This is a genomic window from Amycolatopsis kentuckyensis, from assembly GCF_041679295.1.
GTDB lineage: Bacteria > Actinomycetota > Actinomycetes > Mycobacteriales > Pseudonocardiaceae > Amycolatopsis > Amycolatopsis kentuckyensis_A.
The window spans coordinates 571620-596575 of sequence record NZ_JBGDMD010000007.1; the positions used below are offsets into that span (position 1 = coordinate 571620).

23 protein-coding genes are annotated in these 24956 nt (G+C 72.6%); 13 read left to right on the forward strand and 10 right to left on the reverse strand.

The features are described 5' to 3' along the window. The first annotated feature begins 135 nt into the window (after positions 1–135). A complete protein-coding gene (locus ACERZO_RS31515; protein WP_372668698.1) occupies positions 136–648 on the forward strand; it encodes a YbaK/EbsC family protein in 513 nt (170 codons plus the stop codon). Then, positions 645–1217 (forward strand): GNAT family N-acetyltransferase, encoded by a 573-nt coding sequence (locus ACERZO_RS31520; RefSeq protein WP_086675138.1) that lies wholly within the window; start codon positions 645–647, stop codon positions 1215–1217. Before ACERZO_RS31515 ends, ACERZO_RS31520 begins: the two co-directional genes overlap by 4 nt. 18 nt (positions 1218–1235) lie before the next feature. On the opposite strand, the gene ACERZO_RS31525 is transcribed toward ACERZO_RS31520, so the two are convergent. The 3 genes from ACERZO_RS31525 to ACERZO_RS31535 all read right to left on the reverse strand — a co-directional run bounded on the left by ACERZO_RS31525 (position 1236) and on the right by ACERZO_RS31535 (position 5740). Beyond that, the gene (locus ACERZO_RS31525; RefSeq protein WP_372668700.1) at positions 1236–2102 is read right to left on the reverse strand and encodes a DMT family transporter; all 867 of its coding nucleotides are present in this window, start codon (positions 2100–2102) and stop codon (positions 1236–1238) included. Positions 2103–3130: 1028 nt separating this feature from the next. After that, the gene (locus ACERZO_RS31530; RefSeq protein WP_372668702.1) at positions 3131–4813 is read right to left on the reverse strand and encodes a DUF885 domain-containing protein; all 1683 of its coding nucleotides are present in this window, start codon (positions 4811–4813) and stop codon (positions 3131–3133) included. Positions 4814–4855: 42 nt separating this feature from the next. Next, the gene (locus ACERZO_RS31535; RefSeq protein WP_372668704.1) at positions 4856–5740 is read right to left on the reverse strand and encodes a methylenetetrahydrofolate reductase; all 885 of its coding nucleotides are present in this window, start codon (positions 5738–5740) and stop codon (positions 4856–4858) included. Between the two features lie 49 nt (positions 5741–5789). On the opposite strand from ACERZO_RS31535, the gene merB reads away from it, so the two are divergent. From merB to ACERZO_RS31560, 5 genes are read left to right on the forward strand one after another with little or no spacing between them, the layout of a single operon-like run. Continuing rightward, complete coding sequence (gene merB, locus ACERZO_RS31540) at positions 5790–6482, forward strand: organomercurial lyase (RefSeq protein ID WP_372668706.1); 693 nt, start codon at positions 5790–5792, stop codon at positions 6480–6482. A 60-nt stretch (positions 6483–6542) separates the two neighbouring features. After that, on the forward strand, positions 6543–7634 hold the full coding sequence (locus ACERZO_RS31545; RefSeq protein ID WP_372668708.1) for a polyprenyl synthetase family protein: 1092 nt from the start codon (positions 6543–6545) through the stop codon (positions 7632–7634). 1 nt (position 7635) lies between these two features. Beyond that, entirely contained in the window at positions 7636–9108 is a 1473-nt protein-coding gene (gene crtI, locus ACERZO_RS31550; protein ID WP_372668711.1) for a phytoene desaturase family protein, read from the forward strand. After that, positions 9105–10031: a phytoene/squalene synthase family protein gene (locus ACERZO_RS31555; protein WP_372668713.1), complete on the forward strand. Its 927-nt coding sequence runs from the start codon at positions 9105–9107 to the stop codon at positions 10029–10031. The genes crtI and ACERZO_RS31555 overlap by 4 nt, the downstream gene beginning before the upstream one ends. Next, the gene (locus tag ACERZO_RS31560) at positions 10028–10807 is read left to right on the forward strand and encodes an LLM class F420-dependent oxidoreductase (protein ID WP_372668715.1); all 780 of its coding nucleotides are present in this window, start codon (positions 10028–10030) and stop codon (positions 10805–10807) included. Before ACERZO_RS31555 ends, ACERZO_RS31560 begins: the two co-directional genes overlap by 4 nt. Here the strand turns inward: ACERZO_RS31560 and ACERZO_RS31565 are convergent, their stop codons facing one another. From ACERZO_RS31565 to ACERZO_RS31575, 3 genes are all read right to left on the reverse strand, one after another. Continuing rightward, positions 10808–11329: a CGNR zinc finger domain-containing protein gene (locus ACERZO_RS31565; RefSeq protein WP_372669001.1), complete on the reverse strand. Its 522-nt coding sequence runs from the start codon at positions 11327–11329 to the stop codon at positions 10808–10810. A 25-nt stretch (positions 11330–11354) separates the two neighbouring features. Next, positions 11355–12290 carry a hypothetical protein gene (locus tag ACERZO_RS31570; RefSeq protein WP_372668717.1) on the reverse strand — a complete coding sequence of 312 codons (936 nt, stop codon included), beginning with the start codon at positions 12288–12290 and terminating at the stop codon, positions 11355–11357. Between the two features lie 159 nt (positions 12291–12449). Then, on the reverse strand, positions 12450–12818 hold the full coding sequence (locus ACERZO_RS31575) for an Rv2175c family DNA-binding protein (RefSeq protein WP_372668720.1): 369 nt from the start codon (positions 12816–12818) through the stop codon (positions 12450–12452). A 103-nt stretch (positions 12819–12921) separates the two neighbouring features. On the opposite strand from ACERZO_RS31575, the gene pknB reads away from it, so the two are divergent. The 5 genes from pknB (at position 12922) to ACERZO_RS31600 (ending at position 19060) form a co-directional block, all read left to right on the forward strand. Further along, positions 12922–14955, forward strand: a complete 2034-nt coding sequence (pknB, locus tag ACERZO_RS31580) for a Stk1 family PASTA domain-containing Ser/Thr kinase (protein WP_372668722.1) — start codon at positions 12922–12924, stop codon at positions 14953–14955. After that, positions 14952–15161: a hypothetical protein gene (locus ACERZO_RS31585; RefSeq protein WP_086676706.1), complete on the forward strand. Its 210-nt coding sequence runs from the start codon at positions 14952–14954 to the stop codon at positions 15159–15161. The genes pknB and ACERZO_RS31585 overlap by 4 nt, the downstream gene beginning before the upstream one ends. Before the next feature lie 55 nt (positions 15162–15216). Continuing rightward, a complete protein-coding gene (locus ACERZO_RS31590; RefSeq protein WP_372668724.1) occupies positions 15217–16722 on the forward strand; it encodes an SPFH domain-containing protein in 1506 nt (501 codons plus the stop codon). A 136-nt stretch (positions 16723–16858) separates the two neighbouring features. After that, positions 16859–17560: a hypothetical protein gene (locus ACERZO_RS31595; protein WP_372668725.1), complete on the forward strand. Its 702-nt coding sequence runs from the start codon at positions 16859–16861 to the stop codon at positions 17558–17560. A 183-nt stretch (positions 17561–17743) separates the two neighbouring features. Next, on the forward strand, positions 17744–19060 hold the full coding sequence (locus ACERZO_RS31600) for a wax ester/triacylglycerol synthase family O-acyltransferase (protein WP_372668727.1): 1317 nt from the start codon (positions 17744–17746) through the stop codon (positions 19058–19060). Between the two features lie 93 nt (positions 19061–19153). Here the strand turns inward: ACERZO_RS31600 and ACERZO_RS31605 are convergent, their stop codons facing one another. Next, positions 19154–19975 carry a helix-turn-helix transcriptional regulator gene (locus ACERZO_RS31605; protein WP_372668729.1) on the reverse strand — a complete coding sequence of 274 codons (822 nt, stop codon included), beginning with the start codon at positions 19973–19975 and terminating at the stop codon, positions 19154–19156. An 86-nt stretch (positions 19976–20061) separates the two neighbouring features. Here ACERZO_RS31605 and ACERZO_RS31610 point away from each other — a divergent pair, with 86 nt between their 5' ends. Next, complete coding sequence (locus ACERZO_RS31610; protein ID WP_372668731.1) at positions 20062–20844, forward strand: SDR family NAD(P)-dependent oxidoreductase; 783 nt, start codon at positions 20062–20064, stop codon at positions 20842–20844. Here the strand turns inward: ACERZO_RS31610 and ACERZO_RS31615 are convergent. The 3 genes from ACERZO_RS31615 to ACERZO_RS31625 form a co-directional block, all read right to left on the reverse strand. After that, positions 20841–22232: a class II 3-deoxy-7-phosphoheptulonate synthase gene (locus ACERZO_RS31615; protein ID WP_372668734.1), complete on the reverse strand. Its 1392-nt coding sequence runs from the start codon at positions 22230–22232 to the stop codon at positions 20841–20843. The two genes, ACERZO_RS31610 and ACERZO_RS31615, sit on opposite strands and share 4 nt — an antisense overlap. 114 nt (positions 22233–22346) lie before the next feature. Next, complete coding sequence (locus ACERZO_RS31620) at positions 22347–23471, reverse strand: ScyD/ScyE family protein (RefSeq protein ID WP_372668736.1); 1125 nt, start codon at positions 23469–23471, stop codon at positions 22347–22349. A gap of 362 nt (positions 23472–23833) precedes the next feature. Next, on the reverse strand, positions 23834–24721 hold the full coding sequence (locus tag ACERZO_RS31625) for a trypsin-like serine peptidase (protein ID WP_372668738.1): 888 nt from the start codon (positions 24719–24721) through the stop codon (positions 23834–23836). Positions 24722–24956 lie beyond the last annotated feature (235 nt).

Consider the following 24956-nt stretch of genomic DNA (forward strand, 5'->3'; position numbering starts at 1 on the left):
CCTGACCGGTGCGCGCTCACCGATGTCGAACGTCTGTTCGAACAAAATCCAGAGTAACCCTCCACCCGGCGTCCGCTCAACCCCAGGGGTGGAATCCCGCGGGACACCAGGTCGGTGGCGTGATCTCATAGGCTCATGAGTTCGCTGGACCACCCCGCCGTCGCCAAGGTGGCGGCCGCGCTGGCCGAAGCCGGGCAGCACGCCGCCGCCGAGGGCATCCGCGTGCTGCCCGCCGAAGTCCGGACCGCCGCTCAAGCGGCCGAAGCGCTCGGCGTGCCCACCGGCGCCATCGCCAACAGCCTCATCTTCCGCCTGGGGTCCGACAAAAAAGCGCTCCTCGCGCTGACCTCGGGTGCCCACCGCGCCGATCCGGCCACCCTCGAACGCCTGGCCGGGGGCGAAATCGGCAAGGCCGACGCCGATTTCGTGAGGGCGTACACAGGGCAGCCGATCGGCGGGGTCGCGCCCACCGGGCACCCGGCCAAGCTGCCGACGCTCGTCGACACCGCGCTGCGCGCCCACGACGTCGTGTGGGCCGCCGCCGGACACCCGAAGACCGTCTACCCGACCACCTTCGCCGAGCTGGTGGCCTTGACCGGGGGCACCCCCGGCGCGCTCGACGGCGCGGAGGAAGATGGATCGCTGTGACCGCGATGCCCGCCGGCTGCTCCCGCTACGTCCAGCTCTCGACGGACGAGTTCCGCGCACGCCTGCCCGAAGCCCTGGACATCTACGTCCGGGCGATGCGGTACCCGGCGGGCACCGCCGAGCAGCGCGCGCCGATGTGGCTCACCCACGCGCTGCGTGAGGGCTGGCGCTGCATGGCCGCGCTCGACGCCGACGACGTCCTGCTCGGGCTCGCCTACGGCTACCGCGGCCGGGCCGGCCAGTGGTGGCACGAGCAGGTCCGCCACGGCCTGAGCCGCCGGTTCGGGCCCGAGGCGGCCGAGCGCTGGCTGTCGGACTACTTCGAGCTGACCGAGATCCACGTCAAGCCGGAGAACCAGGGCCACCAGATCGGCGAGGACCTGCTGCGCGGCCTGCTGGACGGCGTGCCGAGCGCGAACGTCCTGCTGTCGACGCCCGAGGGCACCAGCCGGGCGTGGAAGCTCTACCGCCGCACCGGGTTCGTCGACGTCCTGCGCGACTACCACTTCGCCGGCGACCCGCGGCCGTTCGCGATCCTCGGGCGGGCACTGCCCCTCGACGCGCGCTGAGCCGAGGGGCAGCGTCCTCTACCGGGGTTCGGGCCGCCAGTACCCGATCACCAGCGCCGCGACCAGCACGGCGGCGCCGCACCAGGCCGTGCCGCTCAGCCGTTCACCGAACAGCAGCGCGGCCAGGATGGTGGCGGTCAGCGGCTCGAGCACCGCCGACAACGCACCCAGGACGGGATGCGCCGTCGCCAGGCCGCGCAGGTACGCGGCGTAGGCGAGCGCGGTCGGCACCGCGCCGAGGTAGCAGACCACCGCGAGGACGTCGGCGTGCAGCGGGAGCGCCATCCCCGTCCAGCTCGCCACGGGGGTGAGCAGGAGACCGCCGGTCAGGCAGCCGAACGCCGTCGTGGCCAGCGGGTCCATGACCGGTTTCGCCGTGAGCAGCGTCAGTGCCGCGAACCCGGCCGCCGCGAGCAGCGCGAAGCCGAGGCCGCCGAGGAGGTGGGCGGGTTCCTCCGGTGACCACCGCAGCAGGACGAGGCCGGCGAGGGTGCCGGCGACCGAGACGAGCGTCCAGCGGCCCGGTTTCCGCACCGAGGCGAGGGTGACGAAGACCGGGGCGGCGCCGATCGTGGTCATCGTCGCGATGCTGACGGAGCTGAACGCGACGGCGGCGAAGTAGCTCGCCTGGAAGAGCGCGAAGAGCCCGCCGACGGCGAGGAGCCGTTTCGCGGCTTCGGCGGTTCGCGGGAAGGTGCCGCCTTTGAGGAGGACGGCCAGGGTGGCGATCCCCCCGCCGACGAGCAGCCGGTAGGTGGCGACGGCGAGCGGGTGGAGGCCGGCGAGCTGGGCGAGCAGCGAGCCGGCGAGACCACCGGTGCCCCAGAGGACCCCGGCGAGAACGAGCGCGGCCGAGGAACGGGCGCGAAGGGGAAGAACGAGCAAGGGAACGCTCCTGCGTCGAAGGAAAAGGGAGTTCGACGACGCGGGGCGGTTGTGCACGACAGATCAGCCGCGGGCCGTGGCGGCCACGCGGCGGAGGACCACCCCGCTCAGGCGCGGGGCGGCGGGGTGACGAAGAGAATTCGGCGCACGAGAGGGAACGTAGCGGCGGGCCAGCGGTTAGCGCGATGGGTTTTCCACAGGGCGGCGCAGTTGTGGACAGCCGAGCCGCGAGCTGGCTTTCCGGGCGGTTTTGTCGGGCAGGGCCGATAAACTGGACGTGGGACGCCCCCCAGGGAAGGGCGGGGGCCCGGCAAAGTCGGGTGGGGCGATGCTCCGCCCGGCACCACCGCCCGCGGAACGCTGGACCGAAGAGGCGCTTCGGCGGGACGCCGAGCTTCGGTGGTCATCAACGACTCGTTCATCGCATCCGGCGAGGCGAACGACTCGTTCATGCCAACCGCCAATCCCGCCTGAACGACTGACTACCCACCGCCTCGCCACGCCACAAAAAGCCGACGCCAAAGGCGAGAGGCCCCCGAGAACAGACACCGACGAGAACCCAGACTCCCCCGCACCCCGATCCGAAGCCACAACACGGCCGGCAACGCCGGGTCAAGGCATCTTTCCCGCCTTGACGCGGTGTTGCCGGCCGTAGTCACCATGACAGCTTCGGGGTGCCGGAAGAGCCTTGACAGAACAGCTGCCCCCACCCCACCTCACGCGACCCGAATGCACATCCCCAAGCCCCACCCCACACGCCATGAATGACCCATTCACGTCACTGACGCCAGGGCTCCAGCAAAGCCGGCCGGGACGATGCTCCGCCGGGCGCCACCGCCCGCGGAACGCTGGACCGAAGAGGCGCTTCAGCGGAATCCCGAGCTTCGACGGTCATCAACGACGCGTTCATCACATCCGACGAGATGAACGACTCGTTCATGACGTCACCGGCCGCACCGATCCGACTTTGCCGGGACCTGCCAGGGAAAGGCGGGGGCCGCCCGTTGTGCCGGACGCCCCCGCACACCTCAGTCCAGGTGGGCCAGCTGCTCCCGCAGCGTGTCCAGCCCCATCCCGCCCATCCGCAGGGCCTCCGTGTGGAACCGCTTGATGTCGAACCCGGCCCCCGCACGTCCCTGCGCGTCGGCCCGCGCGGCCAGCCACAGCCGCTCGCCGATCTTGTACGCCGGGGCCTGCCCGGGCCAGCCCAGGTACCGGTCGATCTCGTCGCGCACGTGTGCCTGGTCCGTGATCGTCCGGGTCAGCATGAACTCCAGGCCCAGCTCCGGGGTCCACCGCGCGCCTTCGTGGAAGCCGGTGCCCGACGGGATCACCAGTTCCAGGTGCATCCCCAGGTCCACCACGACCCGCGCCGCGCGGAACAGCTGCTCCGACAGCATCCCCAGCAGATCGCCGTCGTCGGCCAGGTAGCCCAGTTCCTCCATCAGGCGCTCCGCGTACAGCGCCCAGCCCTCCGCGTGGCCCGACGTGAACGCCATCAGGCGCTGGTACTTGTTCAGCCCCTCGGACTGGTCCACCGCCGTCGCGATCTGCAAGTGGTGGCCCGGGGCTCCCTCGTGGTACACCGTGCTCGTTTCGCGCCACGTCGAGAACTCGTCGCGGCCGCTCGGGAGGGACCACCACATGCGGCCCGGGCGGCTGAAGTCCTCGCTCGGGCCCGTGTAGTACGCGCCGACGCCGCCGCCCGGCGGGGCGATCTTGCACTCCAACGCCATCACCCGGTCGGAGATGTCGAAGTGCTTGCCGCGCAACGACTTCATCGCCTCGTCCGACAGGTGCTGCATCCACGCCTCGAACTCCGCGCGGCCGCGGACGCGGTAGCGCGGGTCGGCGTCCAGGACCGCCGCCGCCTCCGCGAGGGACGCGCCCGGCTTGATCCGGTTCGCGACCGCGCGCATCTCCGCCTCGATGCGCGCGAACTCCGCCCAGCCCCACTCGTACGCTTCGCGCAGGTCCAGCGCCGCACCCACGAAATACCGCGACCACAGGCGGTAGACGTCCTCGCCGACGGCGTCCTTCACCGGGGCCTTCGGGGCCAGCTCGGCCCGCAGGAACCCGGCGAACTCCGCGAACGCCTCCTCGGCCGCCCGCGCGCGGTGCGTCAGGTCCGCCGCAAGCGCCGAACCAGGCGCGCCGCTGACCAGCTGGGTGAAGTAGCCCGTCTCGTCCTTCAGCCCGGCCCACGTCTCGCACTGCTCCGCGACCTTGGCGACCTGGCGCAACGCCGCGACGTGCCCCGCGTCGGACGCCGTCAGCAGGCCGCTTCGCACCTTCGCCAGCGCCTGCGGAACCTCGCCGAGGCGGGCCGAGACGACCGACCAGTCCTCTTCGGTCTCCAAGGGCATCAGGTCGAACGCCATCCGCAGCTCCTGCACCGGGCTGGAGATGACGTTCAGGCTCGCCACGTCGAGGCCGGCCTCGTGGATCTCCAGCTCCAGGCCGACGCGCTCGGTGAACACGGCCTTGGCGGCGCGCTCGGCGGCGTCGCGCGGCTCGGCGGCGGTGACGGCGGCGTGCGCCCGCGCGGCCAGCTCGGCGCGCTCGGCGAAGCCGGCCGCCGAGAAGTCGGTCAGCCGGTCGTCGTGACCCTTGATGCCGTAGGAGGTCGCGGCGACCGGGTCCACGGCCGCGTAGTCGTCGACGTAGCGGTCACAGATGCCGTGCACGCCGTCGGAAGCAGTAGAAGCCATGCGCCGCACGCTACCGGGCCACCAGGACCCGGTGGTACGTACTTAAGCACGGGCCGGGACGAGCCCCAGCCGCGCGATCACCTCGCGCGTCGCCTTCGACCGGTTGAACGTGTAGAAGTGCAGGTTCGGCACGCCTTCCGCGATCAGCTTCTCGCACAGCTCGGTGGTGACGTCGATGCCCGCCGCGCGGAACGCCTTGGGGTCGTCGGCCAGCGGTTCGAGCCGGTCCAGGACCTTGCGGGGCGCCGGCGCGCCGGACAGCTTGATCGTCGTCTGCAGGGTCCGCATGGTCGTCAGCGGCATGACGCCCGGCAGCACCGGGACGTCGCAGCCGGTCGCCGCGACCCGGTCGCGCAGCCGCAGGAAGTCCTCGGGGTCGTGGAACAGCTGCGCGATCGCGAAGTCCGCGCCCGCGCGCAGCTTGCGGACCAGGTACTTCGTGTCCGACTCCAGGTCGGACGAGCGCGGGTGGCCGTAGGTGTAGGCCGAGACGCCGACGCAGAAGTCGCCCAGCTCACGGACCAGCTGCACCAGCTCTTCGGCGTAGGTGAGGCCCTCGGGGTGCGGGATCCACTCGCCGTAGACGTCGCCGGGCGGGTCACCGCGCAGCGCGAGGATGTTGCGGACGCCGACCGAGGCGTACCAGCCGATCACGTTCCGCAGCTCGGCGACGGAGTGGTTGACCGCGGTCAGGTGCGCCATCGGCACCAGCGTCGTCTCGGTCGCGACGCGGGCGATGCTGCGGACCGTGCCGTCGCGGCTGGAGCCGCCGGCGCCGTAGGTGATCGACATGTACGCCGGGTCGTACGGCTCGAGCTCCCGGATCGCCTTCCACAGGACGGCCTCGTCCGCCGCGTCCCGGGGTGGGAAGAACTCGATGGAGAACTTCGGCCCGTCTCCGCGCAACCGCTCGATCACCGACGTCATACCTCGAATGTTAAGGGCCCCGGCTTTAGACTCGATACAGGAGTGAGCGATGAGGTACGACGACGCCAGCTGGGACGAGGACGTGCGCCTCGCCGTTTACCACGCCTTCGCCGACCACGGCCGCGCGCCGACCGGGCCGGAGCTGGCCGACGCGGCGGGCGGGTCGCTGGCCGTCGCCAAGCAGGCGCTGCACCGCCTCGCCGACGCTCACCACCTGGTGCTCGACGACTCCGAGCACGTCGTGCTGGCCCACCCGTTCGCGGCGAAGTCGCTCGGGTTCTCCGTGATGGGCTCGCACACGCTCTGGTGGGGCGGCTGCGCGTGGGACTCGTTCGCCGTCCCCCACCTGGTCGAGGACGAGCCCGAGGTGCTCGTCGCGACCCGCTGCCCCGGCTGCGCCCAGCCACACGCCCTGGTCGTGAACCGCGCGGAACCGCCGGAGGGCGCCCAAGTGGCCCACTTCCTGGTGCCCGCCGCGCGGATGTGGGACGACGTGCTGCACACCTGCGGGAACCAGCGGCTGTTCTGCTGCGAGTCCTGTGTGGACGCCTGGCTCGCGGCGACCGGGCAGGCCAAGGGGTACGTCATGGACCTCGTCACGCTCTGGCGGCTCGCGCGCGGCTGGTACGCGGGCCGGCTCGAGCGCGGCTACCGGCGGCGCGAGCCGGACAGCGCGGTCGCCTACTTCGCCGAAGCGGGCCTCACCGGGCCGTTCTGGGCCCCCGCCACGGCCGGAGTCTGATTCGCCACATCCGGGTGCCCCGGCGGCCCGCGGCCCCGCCGGTTCCGCGAGGATGGCGGGATGAACGCGCCCGTCTCCGACGCCGACCTGCCCGCCCACGTCGAGCGCGCGCTGGCCGGGTTCCTCGATCGGGCGGGCACCGAAATCCTGAGCACCGAGCCGACCGTGGCGGCGGGGATCGACGCGCTGCGCGGGTTCGTGCTGAACGGTGGCAAGCGGCTGCGCCCGACCTTCGCCTGGTGGGGCTGGCGCGGCGCGGGCGGCGACCCGGCGGGCCCGGACGCCGAGGGCGTGCTGCAGGCGGTGGCCAGCCTCGAGCTGATCCAGGCCTGCGCGCTGATCCACGACGACCTGATCGACTCCTCCGACTCCCGCCGCGGCTTCCCGACGGTGCACATCGCGGGCGCGAAGCTGCACGCCGACCGGGGCTGGCTCGGCTCCCCCGCGACGTTCGGCCTGGCGACCGCGGTGCTCGTCGGCGACCTGGCCCTGGCCTGGGCGGACGACATGTTCGCCGACGCAGCCCTGCCCGCGGAGACGCTCGCCGCGGCGCGCCCGGCCTGGCGTGCGATGCGCACCGAAGTCCTCGCCGGGCAGTACCTCGACGTCCGCACGCAGGCCACCGGCGACGCCTCCGTCGAGGCCGCGCTCAAGATCGACCGGCTCAAGACCGCCGCCTACACCGTCCAGCGGCCGCTGCACCTGGGCGCCGCGCTCGGCGGCGCCTCCCCCGAACTGATCGCCACGCTGCTGGAGTTCGGCGGCGAGGTCGGCGTCGCGTTCCAGCTGCGGGACGACCTGCTCGGCGTGTTCGGCGACCCGTCGATCACCGGCAAGCCCGCCGGCGACGACCTGCGCGAGGGCAAGCGCACGCTGCTCGTCGCGCTCGGCCTGCAGCTCGCCGCCGAGAAGGGCGAGACGGCCGCGGCCACCGTGATCGCCGACGCGATCGGGGACGCGGACCTCTCCGACGAGGGCGTCGAGACCGTCCGGATGGCGTTGCAGCAGGTCGGCGCGGTGGACGCCGTGGAGCGCCGGATCGACGAGCTGACGACCGCGGCGATGGCCGCGCTGGACCGCGCGCACCTGGCCGAGCCCGCGCCCGAGGCGCTGACCGGGCTGGTCGTCAAGGCCACCCAGCGGACGTACTGACGTGCGGACGATCGACGGGCAGGCCGACCACGTCGTCGTGATCGGCGCCGGGCTCGCCGGGCTTTCGGCGACCCTGCACCTGCTCGGCGCCGGCCGGCGCGTCACGCTGCTGGAACAGGCGGCCACCCCGGGCGGGCGGGCCGGGCAGGAGAACTTCGACGGCAACGCCGTGGACACCGGCGCGAGCGTGCTGACCATGCCGGAGCTGCTGGAAGAGGCGTTCGCCGCCGTCGGCGAGCCGCTGGCCAAGAACCTGCGGCTGACCAGGCTCGACCCCGCGTACCGGGCGCGGTTCGCCGACGGCAGCTCCCTCGCGTTGCACACCGACGGCGACGCGATGGAAGCCGAGATCCGCGAGTTCTCCGGTGCCCGCGAAGCGGCGGGCTACCGGGCGCTGCGGCGCTGGCTGAGCGAGCTGTACGCGGTGCAGAAGGACCGGTTCATCGGGACGAACTTCGATTCACCGTTCGACCTGGCCCACCCCGCGCTGGCGAAGCTCGCCGCGCTGGGCGGGTTCGGCCGGCTCGGCCCGCGCGTCGGCCGCTACCTGCTCGACGAGCGCGTCCGGCGGCTGTTCACCTTCCAGGCCCTCTACGCCGGTCTCGACCCGGCGAGCGCGATCGGCGCGTACGGCGTCATCGCCTACATGGACACCGTCGGCGGCGTCTACTACCCCGAAGGCGGGATGGGCGAGATCGGCCGCGCGATGACCGGCGCGGCCGCGCGGACGGGCGCCGACGTCCGGTTCGGCACCGAAGCCGCCTGGCTCGAACGGGTGAATTCGCGGGTGCGCGCGGTGCGGACGCGCTCGGGTGAGCGGATCGCGTGCGACGCCGTGGTGCTGGCCACCGAGCTGACCGCGGCCTACCGGCTCATCGGCGCGCGGCCCCGGCGGCCGGTCCCGCTGCGCTACTCGCCGTCGGCCGTCGTCCTGCACGGGCGGACCACCGCGAAGTGGGACCTCGGGCACCACACGATCTTCTTCGGCGACGCCTGGGAGCGGACGTTCGCCGAGATCATCCGCGAGGGCAAGCTGATGAGCGACCCGTCGCTGCTGGTCACGCGGCCGACGGCGACCGACCCGGGGCTGGCCGGGCGCGGCGGCGAGATCGTCTCGGTGCTCGCGCCCGCGCCGAACCTGCGGCGCGGCCCGATCGACTGGGACCGCGTCCGCGGGCCGTACCGCGAAGAGCTCCTTCGCACGCTCGAAGCGCGCGGGCTGACCGGGTTCGGCGACGAGTTCACCGTCGACGAGACGATCACCCCGGCGGACTGGGCGGCGCGCGGGCTCGCGGCCGGGACGCCGTTTTCGCTGGCGCACACGTTCGCGCAGACCGGCCCGTTCCGGCCGGCGAACCTGGTGCGCGCGGCGGGCAACGTCGTGCTGGCCGGCTGCGGCACCACGCCCGGCGTCGGCATCCCGCCCGTGCTCATCTCCGGACGACTGGCAGCGGAAAGGATCACCGGGCAGTGAGGGAACTGGACGCCGCGGGCATCACCGGGCCCGCGCTGCGGGCCGCGTACACGGAGTGCCGCCGCATCAACGCCCACCACGGGCGCACGTTCTTCCTGGCCACCCGGCTGCTGCCGGCGCGGGCCCGGCCGGCGGCGCACACGCTGTACGGCTTCGCGCGGATGGCCGACGAGCTGGTCGACAACCCCGAGCCGGGCAGCGACCCGGCCGAGTCCCTGGACCGCGTCGCGGCGATGGTGGACGTCGTCTACGACGGCGGGACCCCGGCGGACCCGGTGCTCGTGGCGCTGGCCGACACGGTGCGGCGCTACGGCATCGCGCGCGACCTGTTCGACGCGTTCCTGAAGTCCATGCGGATGGACCTTTCGCCGGTCGAGTACCGGACGTTCGCCGAGCTGGGCGAGTACATGTACGGCTCGGCCGCGGTGATCGGGCTGCAGATGCTGCCGGTGTTCGGCACGGTGGGCCCGTTGTCGGACGCCGAGCCGGGCGCGATCGCGCTGGGTGAGGCGTTCCAGCTGACGAACTTCCTGCGCGACATCGGCGAAGATCTCGACCGCGGCCGGCTGTACCTGCCTTCGGCGGAACTGGCGGCGTTCGGTGTCACGCGCGCGTTGCTGGAGGAGAGGCGGCCGGACCCGCGGATCCGCGCGGCGCTGGCGTACTTCGTCGCGCGGACGCGGGCGGTGTACCGGCGGGCCGAAGCCGGGGTTTCGCAGCTGCGCCCGGAATCGCGGCCGTGCGTGCGGACGGCGTTGACGTTGTACGAGGGCATCCTGGACGAGATCGTGGCCCTGGACTACGACATCCTCACGCGGCGGGCGGTGGTCCCGAACTCGCGCAGGCTGGTGGTGGCACTACCACCGTTGGCCACGGTCTGGGCGCGCGAGACGTTCGGAAGCGGTCGTAGGCTGCGATCATGACCGAACGACGCATCCGGATCGGCCTGCAGCTCCAGCCGCAGCACGCCGACTACGACACCATCCGGCGCACCGCGTCGGCCGCCGAGGACCTCGGGGCCGACATCGTCTTCAACTGGGACCACTTCTACCCGCTGTACGGCGATCCCGACGGCCTGCACTTCGAGTGCTGGACGATGCTGGGGGCGTGGGCGGAGTCGACGTCCCGGGTGGAGATCGGCGCGCTGGTGACCTGCAACAGCTACCGCAACCCCGAGCTGCTGGCGGACATGGCGCGGACCGTCGACCACATCTCCGGTGGCCGGCTCATCCTCGGCATCGGCTCGGGCTGGTTCGAGAAGGACTACGACGAGTACGGCTACGAGTTCGGCACCGCGGGCGGCCGCCTCGACGACCTGGCGGAGTCGCTCCCCCGCATCGAATCCCGCCTCGGCAAGCTGAACCCGGCCCCGACGCGCAAGATCCCGGTCCTGATCGGCGGCGGCGGCGAGAAGAAGACGCTCAAGCTGGTCGCCAAGCACGGCGACATCTGGCACGGCTTCGGCGACCCGGAGGTCGTCGAGCGCAAGGTGAAGATCCTCGACCAGCACTGCGCGGACGTCGGCCGCGACCCGGGCGAGATCGAGCGCTCGTGCGGCGTCCAGGGCGAGCCGGACGAGCTGGGCCCGAAGCTGCTGGACCTGGGCGTCACGACGTTCACGGTCGGCGTCGGCGGCCCGGACTACGACCTGGACGCTCTCAAGAAGTGGATCGCCTGGCGCGACAAGACCAACGGCTGATCATGCTCGCGCCCGGTGCGCGGCGACGCGTTCGCGTGTCGCGCACCGGGTCGAGCAGAACTTCCTGGGACTGCCGCCGCCCGTGTGGGCGAACGGCTTCCCGCACGACGGCGAAGCGCACAACCCTCCCGGCACGTCCTGGCGCTCCGCCAGCAGCGAGGCCAACCCGAGCGCCGACGACGTCACCAGCCACGCTCCCCACGGCCCGTCGTCCGCCGCGTCCACGTGCAGGTGCCAGCCGTAGCCCTCTTCGTGGTCCGTCAAGCGCGGCGGCCCCGCGTACGCCGCGAACAACGCGTTGAGCACCGAAGCCGCCGAAGCCACGTCCGGTGCCGCGAACACCTCACGCAGTTCACGAGCCGCAGCCTGCAACGAGGAGACGTCCGAGGCCGACAGCCGGACGTCCGGTTCGCCGTGGGCACGCAGCACCTGCGCGACGGCCGCCGGATCAGGGGCCGGAGCCAGCAGCACACCCAGCAGGTCGACCGCGCGCTGCACGGAATCCCGGTGCGGAAAGGCCATGCCCCACTGTAACGTCTCCACCATGCTAAGGCGTTACCTGGCCGGCGCGACACTCGCGCGGACCGGCGACGAGCTGTCCGGCCCCGCCCTCCTCCTGCTCGGGCTCGCCGCGGGGCCGCACGCCGGGTCGGCGCTGCTCGCCGGGCTGACCGCGGCCGCCGCCGTGGGCGGGCCCGTCTTCGGCGCCTTCCTCGACCGCAGCCCCGCGCCCGGCCGGCTGCTCGCCACCGCACTCGCCGGGTACGCCGGCGGGCTCGCCGTCATCGCCACGGCGTTCGGGCACCTGCCGCTCGCGAGCGTGGTCGCCATCGCCGTCGTGACCGGCCTGCTGAACCCGGCCATCGCCGGGGGCTGGACGGCTCAGCTGCCTGCCGTGGCCGAGGAAAAGCTCCCGAAAGCCAGCCGCCTCGACGCCCTGACCTTCACCGCCGCCGCCCTCGCCAGTCCCGGGCTCGCCGGGCTCCTCGGCGGCCCGATCGGCCTCGGCACGGCCGTCGTCCTGGTCGCGGCGGCCACGCCGGTCGCCTGGCTCCTCCCGAGGCAACGTCCCCAGCGGAAGACCCGCCTCCGGGACGGCTTCACGGTCCTCGCGCGCAACGCCCCGCTGAGACGCGCGACGACGGCGTCGGCGATCTCCTGCGCCGGCATCGGCATGGTCACCGTCTGTTACCCCCTGCTCGGGGCGGCTCACCTGCGCGGCCCACAGGACGGCGCTCTCCTGCTGACCGTCCTCGCGGTCACGTCCCTGCTGGCCAACGCGGTCTTCACGCGGAAACCGCTGCCGTGGCCACCGGACCGGACCGTCTGGCTGAGCACCCTGGTCCTGGCCGCGAGCGCCGCGCTCGCGGCCATCGGCCACGGCGCCACAGCGCTCATCACGGCCGCCGCGCTCGCCGGGATCGCCGAAGGACCGCAGCTCACGGCCTTGTTCGCGATCCGCCACCGGGAAGCGCCGGCGCACGTGCGGGCTCAGGTGTTCACGACGGCGGCGAGCCTGAAGATCACCGGCCTGGCGGCGGGAGCGGCGCTGGCCGGTCCGCTGGCGGCGTGGTCGCTCCCGGCGTGCCTGAGCGTCGCAGTGGCCGTCCAACTGGGCGCCGCGGCGAGCTGTTTGCGCAGGTCAGAACGCCATCGCCTGCGCGCGCCGCTTCACCTCGGTGCCGTGGCTGGTGCGCAGGGCGTTGACCGGGGTCCGGCCCGGCAGGCTCTCGTCGGTCTCGAAGAGCCACCGCAGCATCTCGGTGCGCGAGAACCCGGAGTCGGCGAGCACCGTGATCGTGCCGGCGAGGCCCTTGACCACGCCGTCCTTGACGAAGAAGTCGCTGGGCACGCACAGGTCACCGCCGCGCTTGAAGGCGATCAGCTGCCCGTCGCGCAGCATCTGGCGGACCTTGTTGGCGGAGGTCCCGAGGACGTTCGCCACTTCCGCCAGCGGAAGAACCGCGATGGCGGTGTCGAGGACGTCGTCGGCGACAGGAATCCCACTCACACGTGACACTCTGCCACATTCCGCACTCACTCCCGCTAGTGCGCACGGGTGACCCGCGAGGTCTCCTCCACGAACCGTGTGCGGTTCCGTACGATCCATACTCGTGACTCGCACCCACCCCAGCCTGGTCGGCACGCTCCTCGAGCGCCGCTACCGGGTGGACCGGCTGCTCGCGCACGGGGGGATGTCTTCCGTCTACCGGGGGACGGACACCCGGCTGGACCGTCCGGTCGCGATCAAGATCATGGACCCGCGGTTCGCCGACGACCGGTCGTTCGTGGACCGCTTCGTGCGGGAGGCGCAGTCGGCGGCGCAGCTGCACCACCCGCACGTGGTGGCGGTGCACGACCAGGGCTTCGACCTGCCCCAGGGCGCCGAGTCGGGCCTCGCGTTCCTGGTGATGGAGCTGGTGGACGGCGGGACCCTGCGGGACCTGCTGGACGAGAAGGGCCCGCTGGACGTCGCGTTGGCGCTGAGCGTCGCCGAGCCGGTGCTGTCGGCGCTGGCCGCCGCGCACCGGTCCGGGCTGGTGCACCGGGACGTCAAGCCGGAGAACGTGCTGATCGGCCGGACCGGGCCGCACACCGGCGGCGCGGTCAAGGTCGCCGACTTCGGCCTGGTGCGGGCCGTGGCCAGCGCGGGCACGACGAGTTCGAGCGTCATCCTCGGCACCGTCGCCTACCTCTCGCCGGAGCAGGTCGAGACCGGCGCGGCGACCGCGCGCGGCGACGTCTACTCGGCGGGCATCCTGCTCTACGAAATGCTGACCGGGCAGGTGCCCTACACCGGCGACACCGCGATCTCGGTGGCCTACCGGCACGTGAACGACGACGTCCCGCGGCCGAGCGCGCTGCGCCCGGACCTGCCGCCGGAGCTCGACGAGCTGATCACCCGCGCGACCCGGCGGGACCCCGAGCTGCGTCCCGCCGACGCCGGGGAGTTCCTGACCGAGCTGACCGCGGTGCGCGCGAAGCTGGGCCTGCTGCCGGTGACCGTCCCGGTTCCCGTGTCGCACGGCCAGGGCGACCTCGCCGACACCGAGCGCACGCTCCCCCGGATCCCGCAGGTGGCGCCGGACAGCGAGAAGACGATGCCGGTGCACCGCCCGAACGCGACGCGGGCGCTGAGCCACCCCGGCACCCCGCCCCCGGGCATCACCCAGCAGATCCCGCCCGTGCGGCCGCCGGTCGCCCGGCGCCGGAGCGAGCCGGAGCCGGAGAAGCCGGCCGACAACCGGAAGCGGATCGCCATCATCGCCGGCGCGGTGCTGCTGTTCGGCGGCCTGATCACGGCATTCGTCTTCATGCTCACCGACACCGGCGGCGACAAGACCGCGACGGTGCCGAAGCTCGTCGGGCTGAACCAGGCCGCGGCGGGCGACGCGCTGCGGGCGGTGAAGCTGACCCCGCAGTTCAGCCAGGAGTACGACAACTCGGTGCCGTCGAACACCGTGCTGCGCGCCGAGCCCGCCGAGGGCACGCCGCTGGCGTCGAACTCGACGGTGTCGGTCGTGCTGTCGAAGGGCCGCCCGGTCGTCCCGGACATCCGGCCCGGCACCGCGCTGCCCGACGCCGAGCAGGCGATCAAGACCGCGCAGCTGACCCCGGCCCGCGGCACCGACGACTACGACGCCGAGGTCCCGCAGGGCGCGGTGATCCGCACCGAGCCGTCGTCGGGCAGCCAGCTGAACATCGGCGGCCAGGTCACGATCATCGTGTCGAAGGGCCCGCTGCCGCTGCCGCCGGTCCCGGACGTCACCGGGCGGAGCAAGGACGAGGCGTTCCAGCTGCTGCAGCAGGCCGGGTTCGAGCCGTTCCAGGCGGGCGAGGAGTTCAAGCAGGAGGTCCCGGGCGGCGCCGTCACGCGGACCGACCCGCCGGCGAACTCGCAGGCCAAGGAAAAGCGGATCGGCGTCTTCGTCAACAACGCCGTCCAGGTGCCGGACGTCCGGTTCCGCTCGTTCGACGACGCGCAGAAGATCCTCGAGCAGGCCGGGCTGAAGGCCGACCGCGACGGCAAGGGCGGCGGCCGCGGCGGCGGTGGCGGCGGGTTCGACTTCGTCTTCCAGCAGGACCCGCAGCCGGGGACGTTCGTGCAGAAGGGCTCCAAGGTCAAGCTGAAGGGCTTCGGGGGATGATCGGCAGCCGAGGCCGCGTGACCGGCACGATCGGCCCCGGCCTCATCGGCGAAGTCCTCCTGAACGTCCGGGGCGGCACGGAGGCGTTCTACGCCTACCCGGCCGATCCGGACGAGTCGTTCAGCTCCGGCACGCAGGTGCTCGTCGTGGACTTCGAACCCCCGCGGACGGTTTATGTCGAGCGGTGGCAACCGTTGAGCCGCTGACGGCGTCGAAGGGGCACCAACACACCCACAACAGAAGAGCGAGGGGGTCGGTGCCATGAGTCTCGTGGAAATCCTGCTGTATTCGGTGGGCGGGCTCGTCGTCGCGCTGGTGGTGATCTTCGGGATCCTGCGGCTGCTGTACAAGGTCGCCGAGCCGAACGAAGCCCTGATCATCTCCGGGCTGGGCGTCCGGGTCGACCGCGCGGACACCGCGGACAGCCTGGGGTTCAAGATCATCACCGGCCGCGGGGTGAACGTCCTGCCCGGCTTCCAGACCGCGCGCCGGCTGTCGCTGGACACCCGCGGCGTCAACCTGCAGGTGTCCTGCGTGACCAAGCAGGGGCTGCCGGTCACCGTGCGGGCGGTCGTCATCTACAAGGTCGGGGACGACTTCGCCTCCATCGCCAACGCCGCCCGCCGGTTCCTGGACCAGCAGAAGGGCATGAACGACACGATCCACGAGCTGTTCTCCGGGCACCTGCGCTCGATCGTGGGCGGGCTGACCATCGAGGAGATGATCCACAACCGCGACGCGCTCACCGGCGAGGTGCGCCAGTCGTCGGCCACGGAGATGATCAAGCTCGGGCTGATCGTGGACTCGCTGCAGATCCAGGAGATCGACGACGAGTCCGGCTACATCAACAACCTCGGCAAGCCGCACGCCGCCGCGATCGCCGCGTCGGCCCGCATCGCCGAGGCGCAGCGCGACCAGGAGGCCGCCGAGGTCGAGCAGGTCGCCGCGGCGAAGAAGGCGGCCGCGGTCCGCGAGAGCCAGATCCAGCAGGCCGGCTACCAGGCCGAGGTCGACCAGGCGCGGGCGAAGGCGTCGCAGTCGGGGCCGCTGGCCGAGGCGACCGCGCGCCAGGAGGTCGTCGTCCAGGAGACGCGGGCGGCCGAGCTGGAAGCGGCACTGGCCGAGCAGCGGCTGCAGTCGCAGGTCCGCAAGCCGGCCGACGCTAAGGCGTACGACACGCGGACGACGGCCGACGCGGCCCGCGACGCTTCGATCGCGAAGGCGCAGGCCGAGGCGAAGGAGACCGAGCTGCGCGCGGCCGCGGACGCGACGCGCGTGAAGACGGCCGCCGAGGCCGAGGCGCAGGCCACGAAGGCCCGCGCGGAGGCGGCGGCCGGGGCGACCCGGGCGACCGGTGAAGCGGAGGCGGCCGCGGCCAAGGCCCGCGGTCTGGCCGACGCGGAGGCCGCGAAGGCGCGCGGCCTGGCGGAAGCCGAATCGGCCCGCGCGAAGGGTCTCGCCGAGGCGGACGCGATCAAGGCGCGCGCGGCGGCGCTGGCGGAGAACCAGGAAGCCGTCGTCGCGCAGCAGCTGGCCGAGCGCTGGCCGGAGATCGTCGAGGCGGGCGCGAGCGCGTTCGGCAACGTCGACCACATGGTCGTGCTCAACGGCGCCGACGGCATGTCGGACATGTTCGCCAAGGCGCTGTCGCTCGGCGGGACCGGGCTCGGCCTGGCCCGGCAGCTGATGGACGCCATGGGCAAGCCGGCCGAGAAGGAGCTCGACGAGTCCGCGCGGAAGAACGGCGAACTCAAGCTGAGCGACTAGCCGGTCACGCTGCGTACGGCCCTTGTGTCCCGGATCACGGGAGGCAAGGGCCGTACGCCCGTTCGGGGGCGGCAATTCCGGAGCGGTTGTCCTACCGTGGGCGCATGGTGCCGGACAGCGTGTCGCGGGCCGCCCGATGAGCAGCTTCTTCACCGGCGGTCCCCGCGAGCGTCCCCTGTTCCCCGTCCCGGAACAGGAGCTGTACGCGTTCAACGGCCGGCACTGGACCGATCCCCCGCGCGAGTACATCGTGCCCGCCGTGCTGCCGCTGGCGCAGCCGCTGGGCCGGTCGGAGCGCACCATCGTGGCGTTGCGCTCGGTCGAGGTGTGGCCGCGGGCGTTCACGCTGCGCATCACGGTCTACTCCCGGGACAGCCTGGTCGACGACCCCGCCGAGGGCCTGATCGACCACCGGCGCAAGCCGGACTACAACGGGCTGCTCATCGGCGTGCTCTATGCCGACGGCAGCCGGGCGAGCTCCGAGGCGGTCTCGGTGCCGTCGGCGTCCGAACCGGAGGAGCCGGTGCTGCGGGCGCAGCCCGTCGGCGGCACGCGCTTCGCCGTCGAGCACGAAGTGTTCCTGTGGCCGCTCCCGCCGGCCGGCCCGCTGAAGCTGGTCGTCCAGTGGACCGACCGCGAGATCCCCGAGACGCGCACGACGCTCGACGGCGGCGCGATCCGGGCCGCGGCGAAGGACGCCGCGGAGATCTGGCCGGGACTGGGCAAGCGGCAGGTGAACGGCCTGCCGGTGCGCCGCGTCGGCAAGCAGGTGGCGCTCACCCCCGAATGGGGGCCCGCCGTCGTCCAGGAGCAACCGGACGCCGCCCCGGGTGAGTGAACGTTCTTGATCTGTGACCGCGGGCACCGGAGCCTGGGGTATCTCGAATGGATTAACGGGGTGAGTAGTTAGCGTCGTGGAAACACTTAGACCACCCGCCCGTCACGCCGGGCTGGTGCAGTGGGGTTTCCTCCCTTCCGACGCACGTGGCCGTGCACACCCGCGAACCCGGAAAGGTCGCCCATGGCAGGCTCGCCGCTCAGCGCACTCGACGTCGCTTTCCTGTGCCTGGAAAGCGAAAACTCCCCGATGCACATGGGTGCGGTGGTCACCTTCACCGCCCGCGGCCCGGTGGATCCCGCCGCGCTGACCGCGGTGCTCGCCGAGCGCGCCGCCCGGCTGCCGAAGCTGCGCCAGCGCGCCCGCGCGGAGCTGTTCCCGCCGGGCTCGGCCAGCTGGACCGAAGACCCGGAATTTGTTGCGGCGGACCACATTCACCACGTGACGCTCAGCTCACTGTACGAACCGGACCCCCTGGCGGCCTATGCGTCGCAGTGGATCGCCGAGCCGCTCGACACGTCCCGGCCGCTGTGGCACCTCACCCTCGTGACCGGGCTGCCGAACGGGAAGTTCGCGCTGCTGCTGAAGCTCCACCACGCGCTCACCGACGGTGCCGGCGCGTACGCGGTGGCGGCCGGCCTGCTCGACGGCGTCAAGCTGCCGGAGCGGATCTCGTCGCCGTCCCGGCCGATCCCGGCCCCGCGCTCCACTTTGGACACGGTGAAGGACGCGCTCGGCACGGTCTGGGGCCAGGCGAACGAGACGGCAGGCATCGCGTCGTCGCTCGTGCGGGCCGCGCGGCCGCCGCTGTCGCCGGTGTCGGCGCCGCAGTCGGCCGAGCGCCGGCTCGGGTTCGTCCGGCTGCCGTTGACCGAGCTGCGCCGCGTGCGCAAGGCCCACGGCGGCACGACCAACGACGTCGTGCTGGCGGTGCTTTCCGGCGCGCTGCGCGAATGGCTGGTGAACCGCGGCCACCGCGCCGACGGGCGCACGCTGCGCGCGCTGATCCCGGTGAGCGTCCGCGGCCGGGCGGCCGACCAGCTCGGCGGCAACAAGCTGTCCGGGTACCTGTGCGACCTGCCGGTCGGCGAGGACGACCCGGTCGAGCGGCTGCGGGTGGTCCGCCGCGCGATGACCCGCAACAAGGCGGCGGGCCCGAGCCGCGGCGCCGGGGCGCTCCCGCTGCTGGCCGGCCGCGTCCCGCCGCTGCTGCACCGCCTGGGCACGCGCACGGCCGGCCTGGCCGCGCCGATGCTGTTCGACCTGGTGATCACGACGGTCCCGGTGCCCCCGGCGCGGCTGTCCCTGGGCGGCGCGCGACTGGCTGAGGTGTACCCGTTCGTCCCGCTGGCCCCGCGCCACGCGGTCGGCATCGCGGTGGCGACGTACCGCGACTCGGTCCACATCGGACTGCAGGTCAACGGCGCGGCGGTCCCGGACGTGGGCTCGCTGCGGGACGCGGTCCTGAAGTCCGCGGCCCGGCTGGCCGACGCCTCCTGACCCTAGCGCCCCAATGTGGCCTTGGTTGCGTCTCACGCACCGAAGGCCGCCTTGGGTGCGTCCGACGCACCGAAGGCCACATTGGGACGCTCCTCAGGGGGCGACGCCCACCACCTCCAGGAACGCCAGCGCCTCGGCGTCGCGGGAGCCGGGCGGTGCGGTGTAGAGCACCAGGTGCTGGTCGCGGTCGGGCAGCGCGAGCGCGTCGCAGTCGACGGTCACCTCGCCCACTGCCGGGTGGCGGAAGGTCTTCGTGAGCACCGGCGTCGCCTGGACGTCGTGCCGCTCCCACAGCCGGGCGAAGTCGGCGCTGCCCGCGCGCAGCTCCTCGACCAGCCCGCGCACCGCCGGGTCGGCGGGGTAGCGGGCCAGCGTGGCGCGCAGCTCCATGACGACCGTGAGCCGGAACTCGGCGGCGTCGGACACCCCGTACAGCGCCGGCCCGAGGAACGCCTTGCGGGCGAGGTTGCGCCGCTCGGGCGGCACGGCGCCGAAGTCCTCCATGAGCGCCGCCGCGAGGTCGTTCCACGCCAGCACCTCGAACGTGGCGGAGATGACGATGGCGGCCGTCTGCGGCAGCCGCCGCAGCAGCGCGAGGATGCTGGGCCGCACGTCACGGCGGTGCGCGTCGGTCCGGATCGGCGCGGTGCCGGCCACGACGTGCAGGTGCTCGGTTTCGGCGTCGGTCAGCCGCAGCGCACCGGCGATCCCGGCCAGGACCTCGCCCGACGGCCGCGGCGCCCGGCCCTGCTCGAGGCGGACGTAGTACTCGGTGGAGATGTGCGCGAGCACCGCGACCTCCTCGCGGCGCAGACCCGGGGTCCGCCGGCGCGGCCCGGCGGGCAGGCCGACGTCCTGCGGCCGCAGCCGCTCACGACGGCTGCGGAGGAACGCCCCGAGCTCTTGCTTGTCCACCTCCCCAGTATGCGGACGCACCGCCACCGGATCCTGGTACGGCTTGTGCCTGCCTGGGCGTCGCGGATCGGGGCACGGTCGGCACCATGACGAACACCAGCGATTCCCCCTCGATCGGCCTGCTCACCGGCAAGGTCGTGCTCATCACCGGCGCCAGCCGCGGCATCGGCGCGGCCGCGGCCCGCCTCTTCGCCCGGGAAGGCGCCGCCGTCGTGCTGGCCTCGCGCGGCACCGAGTCCCTCGACCGCATCGCCGGCGAGATCCGCGCGGCGGGCGGCACTGCCGACGCCGTCGCGCTGGACCTGGCCGATCCCGCGAGCATCCGGGCCGCCATCGACCGCGTGGAGCAGCTCCACGGCCGTCTCGACGGCGCGTTCAACAACGGCGCGGCCATCCAGCGGCCCGGCCCGCTCGAGACGACCGCCGAGGAAGACATCGACGAGCAGTTCGCGGTCAACTTCCGCGCGCACTGGACCGCCATGACCGCCGAGGCCGCGCTCATGCGCCGGGGCGGCGGCGGGGCCATCGTGAACACGTCCAGCATCGGCAGCCGCCGCGCCAACCCCGCCCTGCCCGCCTACGGCGCCATGAAGCGGGCGCTGAACAGCCTCACCGAGACCGCGGCCGTGACGTGGGGCCCGCAGGGCATCCGGGTCAACGGCCTCACCCCCGGCGGCACCGCCACGGACATGATCGACGCGTGGGAAGCGGCGTCACCGGGGGTGGTCGCCCGGATCACGGCGTCGGTCCCGCTCGGCCGCATGGCGGAGCCGCGCGAGGTCGCCGAGGCGGCCGCGTGGCTGCTCAGCGACCGCGCGGCGATGGTGACCGGGGCGATCGTGCCGGTCGACGGCGGGGCCGGAGCCTAACCGCGGAGCATCTCCGCGACCAGGAACGCCAGTTCCAGGGACTGCTGCGTGTTCAGGCGCGGGTCGCAGGCGGTCTCGTAGCGGCCGGACAGGTCGATGTCCGAGATCTCCTGCGCCCCGCCGAGGCACTCCGTGACGTCCTCGCCGGTCAGCTCCACGTGGATGCCGCCCGGGTAGGTGCCCAGCTGGTTGTGGACCTCGAAGAAGCCCTGGACCTCGTCGACGATCCGGTCGAAGTGGCGGGTCTTGTAGCCCGTCGACGACTCGTGCGTGTTGCCGTGCATCGGGTCGCACTGCCAGATGATCTTGTGGCCGGAGGCCTCGACCTTCTCCACGATCGCCGGCAGGACCTCGCGGACCTTGCCGTTGCCCATCCGGGAGATGAGCGTCAGGCGGCCCGGCTCGAAGCGCGGGTCGAGCCGCTCGACGTATTCCAGCGCCTGCTCGGGCGTGGTCGTCGGGCCGATCTTCAACCCGATCGGGTTGGCCAGCAGCTCGGCGAACGCGATGTGCGCGCCGTCCAGCTGGCGGGTCCGCTCGCCGATCCAGAGGAAGTGCGACGACAGGTTGTACAGCTTCGGGTTCGCCGCGTCGGCCTTGTCCAGGCGCAGCATCGACCGCTCGTAGTCGAGCAGCAGCGCTTCGTGGCTGGCGAAGATCTCGGTGGACTGCAGCGAGGTGTCCGTGACGCCGCAGGCCGACATGAACCGCAGGCCGCGGTCGATCTCGTTGGCCAGCGCCTCGAAGCGCTGCGCCGCCGGCGACGCCGAGACGAAGTCCTTGTTCCAGTCGTGCACCTGGTGCAGGTCGGCCATGCCGGCGCCGGTGAGGGCGCGGACCAGGTTCATCGCCGCTCCCGCGTTCGCGTAGGCGCGGATCATCCGGCCGGGGTCGGGCACGCGCAGCTCGGGCTTGGCGACGAGGGAGTTGATGATGTCGCCGCGGTAGACCGGCAGGCCCAGGGCGTCCGTCGCGGCCGAGCGCGGCTTCGCGTACTGGCCGGCGATGCGGCCGACCTTGACCACCGGCAGGCTCGCGCCGTAGGTCAGCACGACCGCCATCTGCAGCAGCGTGCGCAGGTTGGCGCGGATGTGCGGCTCCGTGTTGGACTCGAACGTCTCCGCGCAGTCACCACCCTGCAGCAGGAACGCCTCGCCGCGGGCGACCATCGCCAGCCGGTCCTTGAGGCGGTCGATCTCCGGCGGGACCGTGATCGGCGGCACGCTCTCCAGCACGCCGCGGACCCGCCGGGTCGCGTCCGGGTCGGGCCACTCCGGCTGCTGCGCGGCGGGCAGGGCCAGCGCCTTGTCGAGCCGGGCGCGCAGCTCCGGCGGCAGCGGCGGCAGTTCGGGCAGGGTGTCGACGGGGACGTCCACAGTCCAGTTCACGAACACCAGGATAGGGTTCCCGCTCCTGGGCGCTTCCTCAGGTTCACCGACCCCCCGGTCGTGAGTGGGAAACAGGGTTAGAACACTGTTTCCCACTCACGACCCCGGGGCGGGTCAGCCGCGCGGGACGAGCCGGACGACCGAGCCCGTGCCCTGCGACGTGCCGTTGTTGCTGACGAACACCTCGTCACCGCGCACGGCGAGCCCGGTCGCCGCGGCCAGGCCGGCCGACGCCAGCACCGTCCGGCTGCCGTTCTTCTCCACCCGGGTCAGCACGCCGGGAGAAGGCGGTGCCGCGATCCCGTCTCGAGCGAACGTCAAGGCCAGCAGCCTGCCCTTGCGGTCGAACGCCAGGTCGGTCAACGCCGTGAAGCCGTCGGCGTGGATCTTCGGCTGCTGCCCGGGCACCACGCGCCACACGCGGGCCGCGCCCACGGCGATGCTGCTCAGCTCGGACACGTAGAGCGCGCCGTCCGGGCCGACGACCACCGACGTCGGCACGCTCTGCACCGGGATCTGCGTTCCCGGCGGCAGGCCGAGGGCGGGTGGCGCGGTGACGAGCTTCGGCGGGAACACCGCGAGCACGCTGATCCGGCCCCGGCCGTCGACGTAGAGCAGGTCGTTGCCGGCCGCGTCGGCGACCGCGAAGCCGTCGCGGTAGCGCGTCATCCCGAACGGGTTCGAGTCGATCACCGGCGTGTCCGGGCCGGCCCCGGCGCCGTGGTCGGGGTTGTTCTTCGCCTCGAACGCGGCGAAGTCCGGGCCGGGCACGACGTGCGGGCCGAACGCGAACGACAGCTTCCCGAACAGCCGACCGGCCGAGCCGAACGGGTTGGCGCCGGTCGCCGGGTCGATGAGCACGTCGCCGGCGAGCAGGGCCGGGACGCCGTGGACGAACGCGACGTCGGTCGGACCGGCGACCGCGGCTCCGCCGGGCGCGGCCGCCGACGGCAGGCCGGTCAGGATCCGGCGGACCCCGCCGTGGCCGTCGAGCTGCGCCACCGAGCCGCTGAGGCCGAAGCAGGCGGGCCCTTCCGGGCCTTCGACGCACTTGCCGGTGCCTCCCGCGCCGGCTTCGGCGACGTACACCCTGCCGTCGTGGACGGTCAGGTGCCGAGGGTTGTTCAACCCGGTGGCGACCGTCTTCAGGCCACCCTGGCCGGCATCGGCGCCGGGCGCGGCGACGACCACGGCCGCGGCCGACACGGCCACCACCGCGGCGCGCACGAGTCTGGACATGACTTGCCACCTCTCCGCCCGGCCCCGTGCTTGATCCACAGTGGACCGCGGAGGCCGGGCGGAGTGATTGTGCGCCCCGGAAACCGGAAAATCGGCGGCGATGACCGGTTGGGTGACCTGGTCAGCCCCATCGGGCAGCGGACATTTTCTCACCGGCAGAAGCGGTCCACCGCGGGGAAAACCCCATCACGCAGGTAGTCCGGCACAACCGCGTTCCCACAAGCGTTGTCCCGCGGGAAAACCCCGTGGCGGTTTCCGAACGCCGCTCGCGTTTCCCGGGCGCCGGACAGCGAGGTCGCGCTCGTTCTGCACCAGCACCACGTCGGCCGGGCCGCCGGGGTTCATCAGCAGGCGCGCGGACGTCAGCCGGCTTGCGCGCGGTTGTACAGGTTCTGCGCGTCGGTGCCGAAGTACGGCCCGAACATGTAGCCGGGCAGGAAGGTGTAGCCGAAGCTGTTCACCGAGGCCTGGACGCCGGTGCCGGTGGCCTCGTTGAACGACAGGAACCACGGCCCGCCGCTCGAGCCGCCGGTCATGTTGCACCGCATGCCGTGGTCCTGCGTCAGCAGGAAGTCGGTGAAGGTGCTGCCGCTGCAGTAGATCAGCTTCGTGCCGTCGTAGGGCGAGGCGGCCGGGTAGCCGAAGGTGTACATGCTCTGGTTCTTCGGCTGGTTGAAGGCGATGCCCTGCGCGCCGACGACGTCGGTGAGCCGCTGCCCGTTGAGCGGGTTCACGACGGCCATGCCGACGTCGTAGTTCATGTCCTCACTGGCTTCCCACTGCGGCGTGGTCAGCGTGGCCTTCGCGGCCCACTGGCCGTAGGGCGCGTTCCCGTTGTTGTAGCCGGGGACGAAGACCCATTCGGTGTGCCAGGTGCCCTGGTACTTGACGCAGTGCCCGGCGGTGACGACGACGCTGCCGTTGGTGCTGGTCACGGCGTCGCCGGAGCAGGAGGCCTTCTGGCCGTTGAAGAGGAAGAAGACGCGGCCGGCGGTCTGGGTGACCTTGCCACCGCCGGGCCAGGCGCCCCCGCCGTTGGGGATGCTCTGGATGATCGCGCTTTCCCCTTTGGCCACATCTTTCGCGCTCACGCGAGGCGCTTTGACGAGGTTGTCCATCGGGACGGCCGCCCGCATGGCATCGGGCGTCCAGAAGGGTTTCGGCGCGGCCTGGGCGGGCGCGCCGACCAGGGCGAACGCGAGGGAGAGGAGCGCGGTGACGACCGCTGCCCGGAATGTCGTGTGCTTCAAGACGCCCCACCTTCCGCGGAAGTGAATTGTCGCAAAAGCGGCACAGCTACTCGAAAGTAGTTGGCCGTGTACACACTGCACAGCCGCCATTCGGAGCAATGGGTCGAACCGGTCGAAAGCCCCTCACCAGCGGCGCCGACCGCGCACCGACGGGCCGCGAATGGCGCATTCGGGGCGGCGTAGGTCCCCCGATGGGCCATTCGCGACACTCGCCAGGAGGCCCGCACGCGCGGCG

Bases quoted from the DNA above. Each gene is read 5' to 3' on its own strand.
- ACERZO_RS31515 (WP_372668698.1), top strand. From the start codon at position 136: ATGAGTTCGCTGGACCACCCCGCCGTCGCCAAGGTGGCGGCCGCGCTG.
- merB (WP_372668706.1), top strand. From the start codon at position 5,790: ATGAGGTACGACGACGCCAGCTGGGACGAGGACGTGCGCCTCGCCGTT.
- ACERZO_RS31560 (WP_372668715.1), top strand. From the start codon at position 10,028: ATGACCGAACGACGCATCCGGATCGGCCTGCAGCTCCAGCCGCAGCAC.
- ACERZO_RS31590 (WP_372668724.1), top strand. From the start codon at position 15,217: ATGAGTCTCGTGGAAATCCTGCTGTATTCGGTGGGCGGGCTCGTCGTC.
- ACERZO_RS31595 (WP_372668725.1), top strand. From the start codon at position 16,859: ATGAGCAGCTTCTTCACCGGCGGTCCCCGCGAGCGTCCCCTGTTCCCC.
- ACERZO_RS31610 (WP_372668731.1), top strand. From the start codon at position 20,062: ATGACGAACACCAGCGATTCCCCCTCGATCGGCCTGCTCACCGGCAAG.
- ACERZO_RS31620 (WP_372668736.1), bottom strand. From the start codon at position 23,471: ATGTCCAGACTCGTGCGCGCCGCGGTGGTGGCCGTGTCGGCCGCGGCC.
- ACERZO_RS31530 (WP_372668702.1), bottom strand. From the start codon at position 4,813: ATGGCTTCTACTGCTTCCGACGGCGTGCACGGCATCTGTGACCGCTAC.
- ACERZO_RS31600 (WP_372668727.1), top strand. From the start codon at position 17,744: ATGGCAGGCTCGCCGCTCAGCGCACTCGACGTCGCTTTCCTGTGCCTG.
- ACERZO_RS31565 (WP_372669001.1), bottom strand. From the start codon at position 11,329: ATGGCCTTTCCGCACCGGGATTCCGTGCAGCGCGCGGTCGACCTGCTG.
- ACERZO_RS31545 (WP_372668708.1), top strand. From the start codon at position 6,543: ATGAACGCGCCCGTCTCCGACGCCGACCTGCCCGCCCACGTCGAGCGC.
- ACERZO_RS31535 (WP_372668704.1), bottom strand. From the start codon at position 5,740: ATGACGTCGGTGATCGAGCGGTTGCGCGGAGACGGGCCGAAGTTCTCC.
- ACERZO_RS31585 (WP_086676706.1), top strand. From the start codon at position 14,952: ATGATCGGCAGCCGAGGCCGCGTGACCGGCACGATCGGCCCCGGCCTC.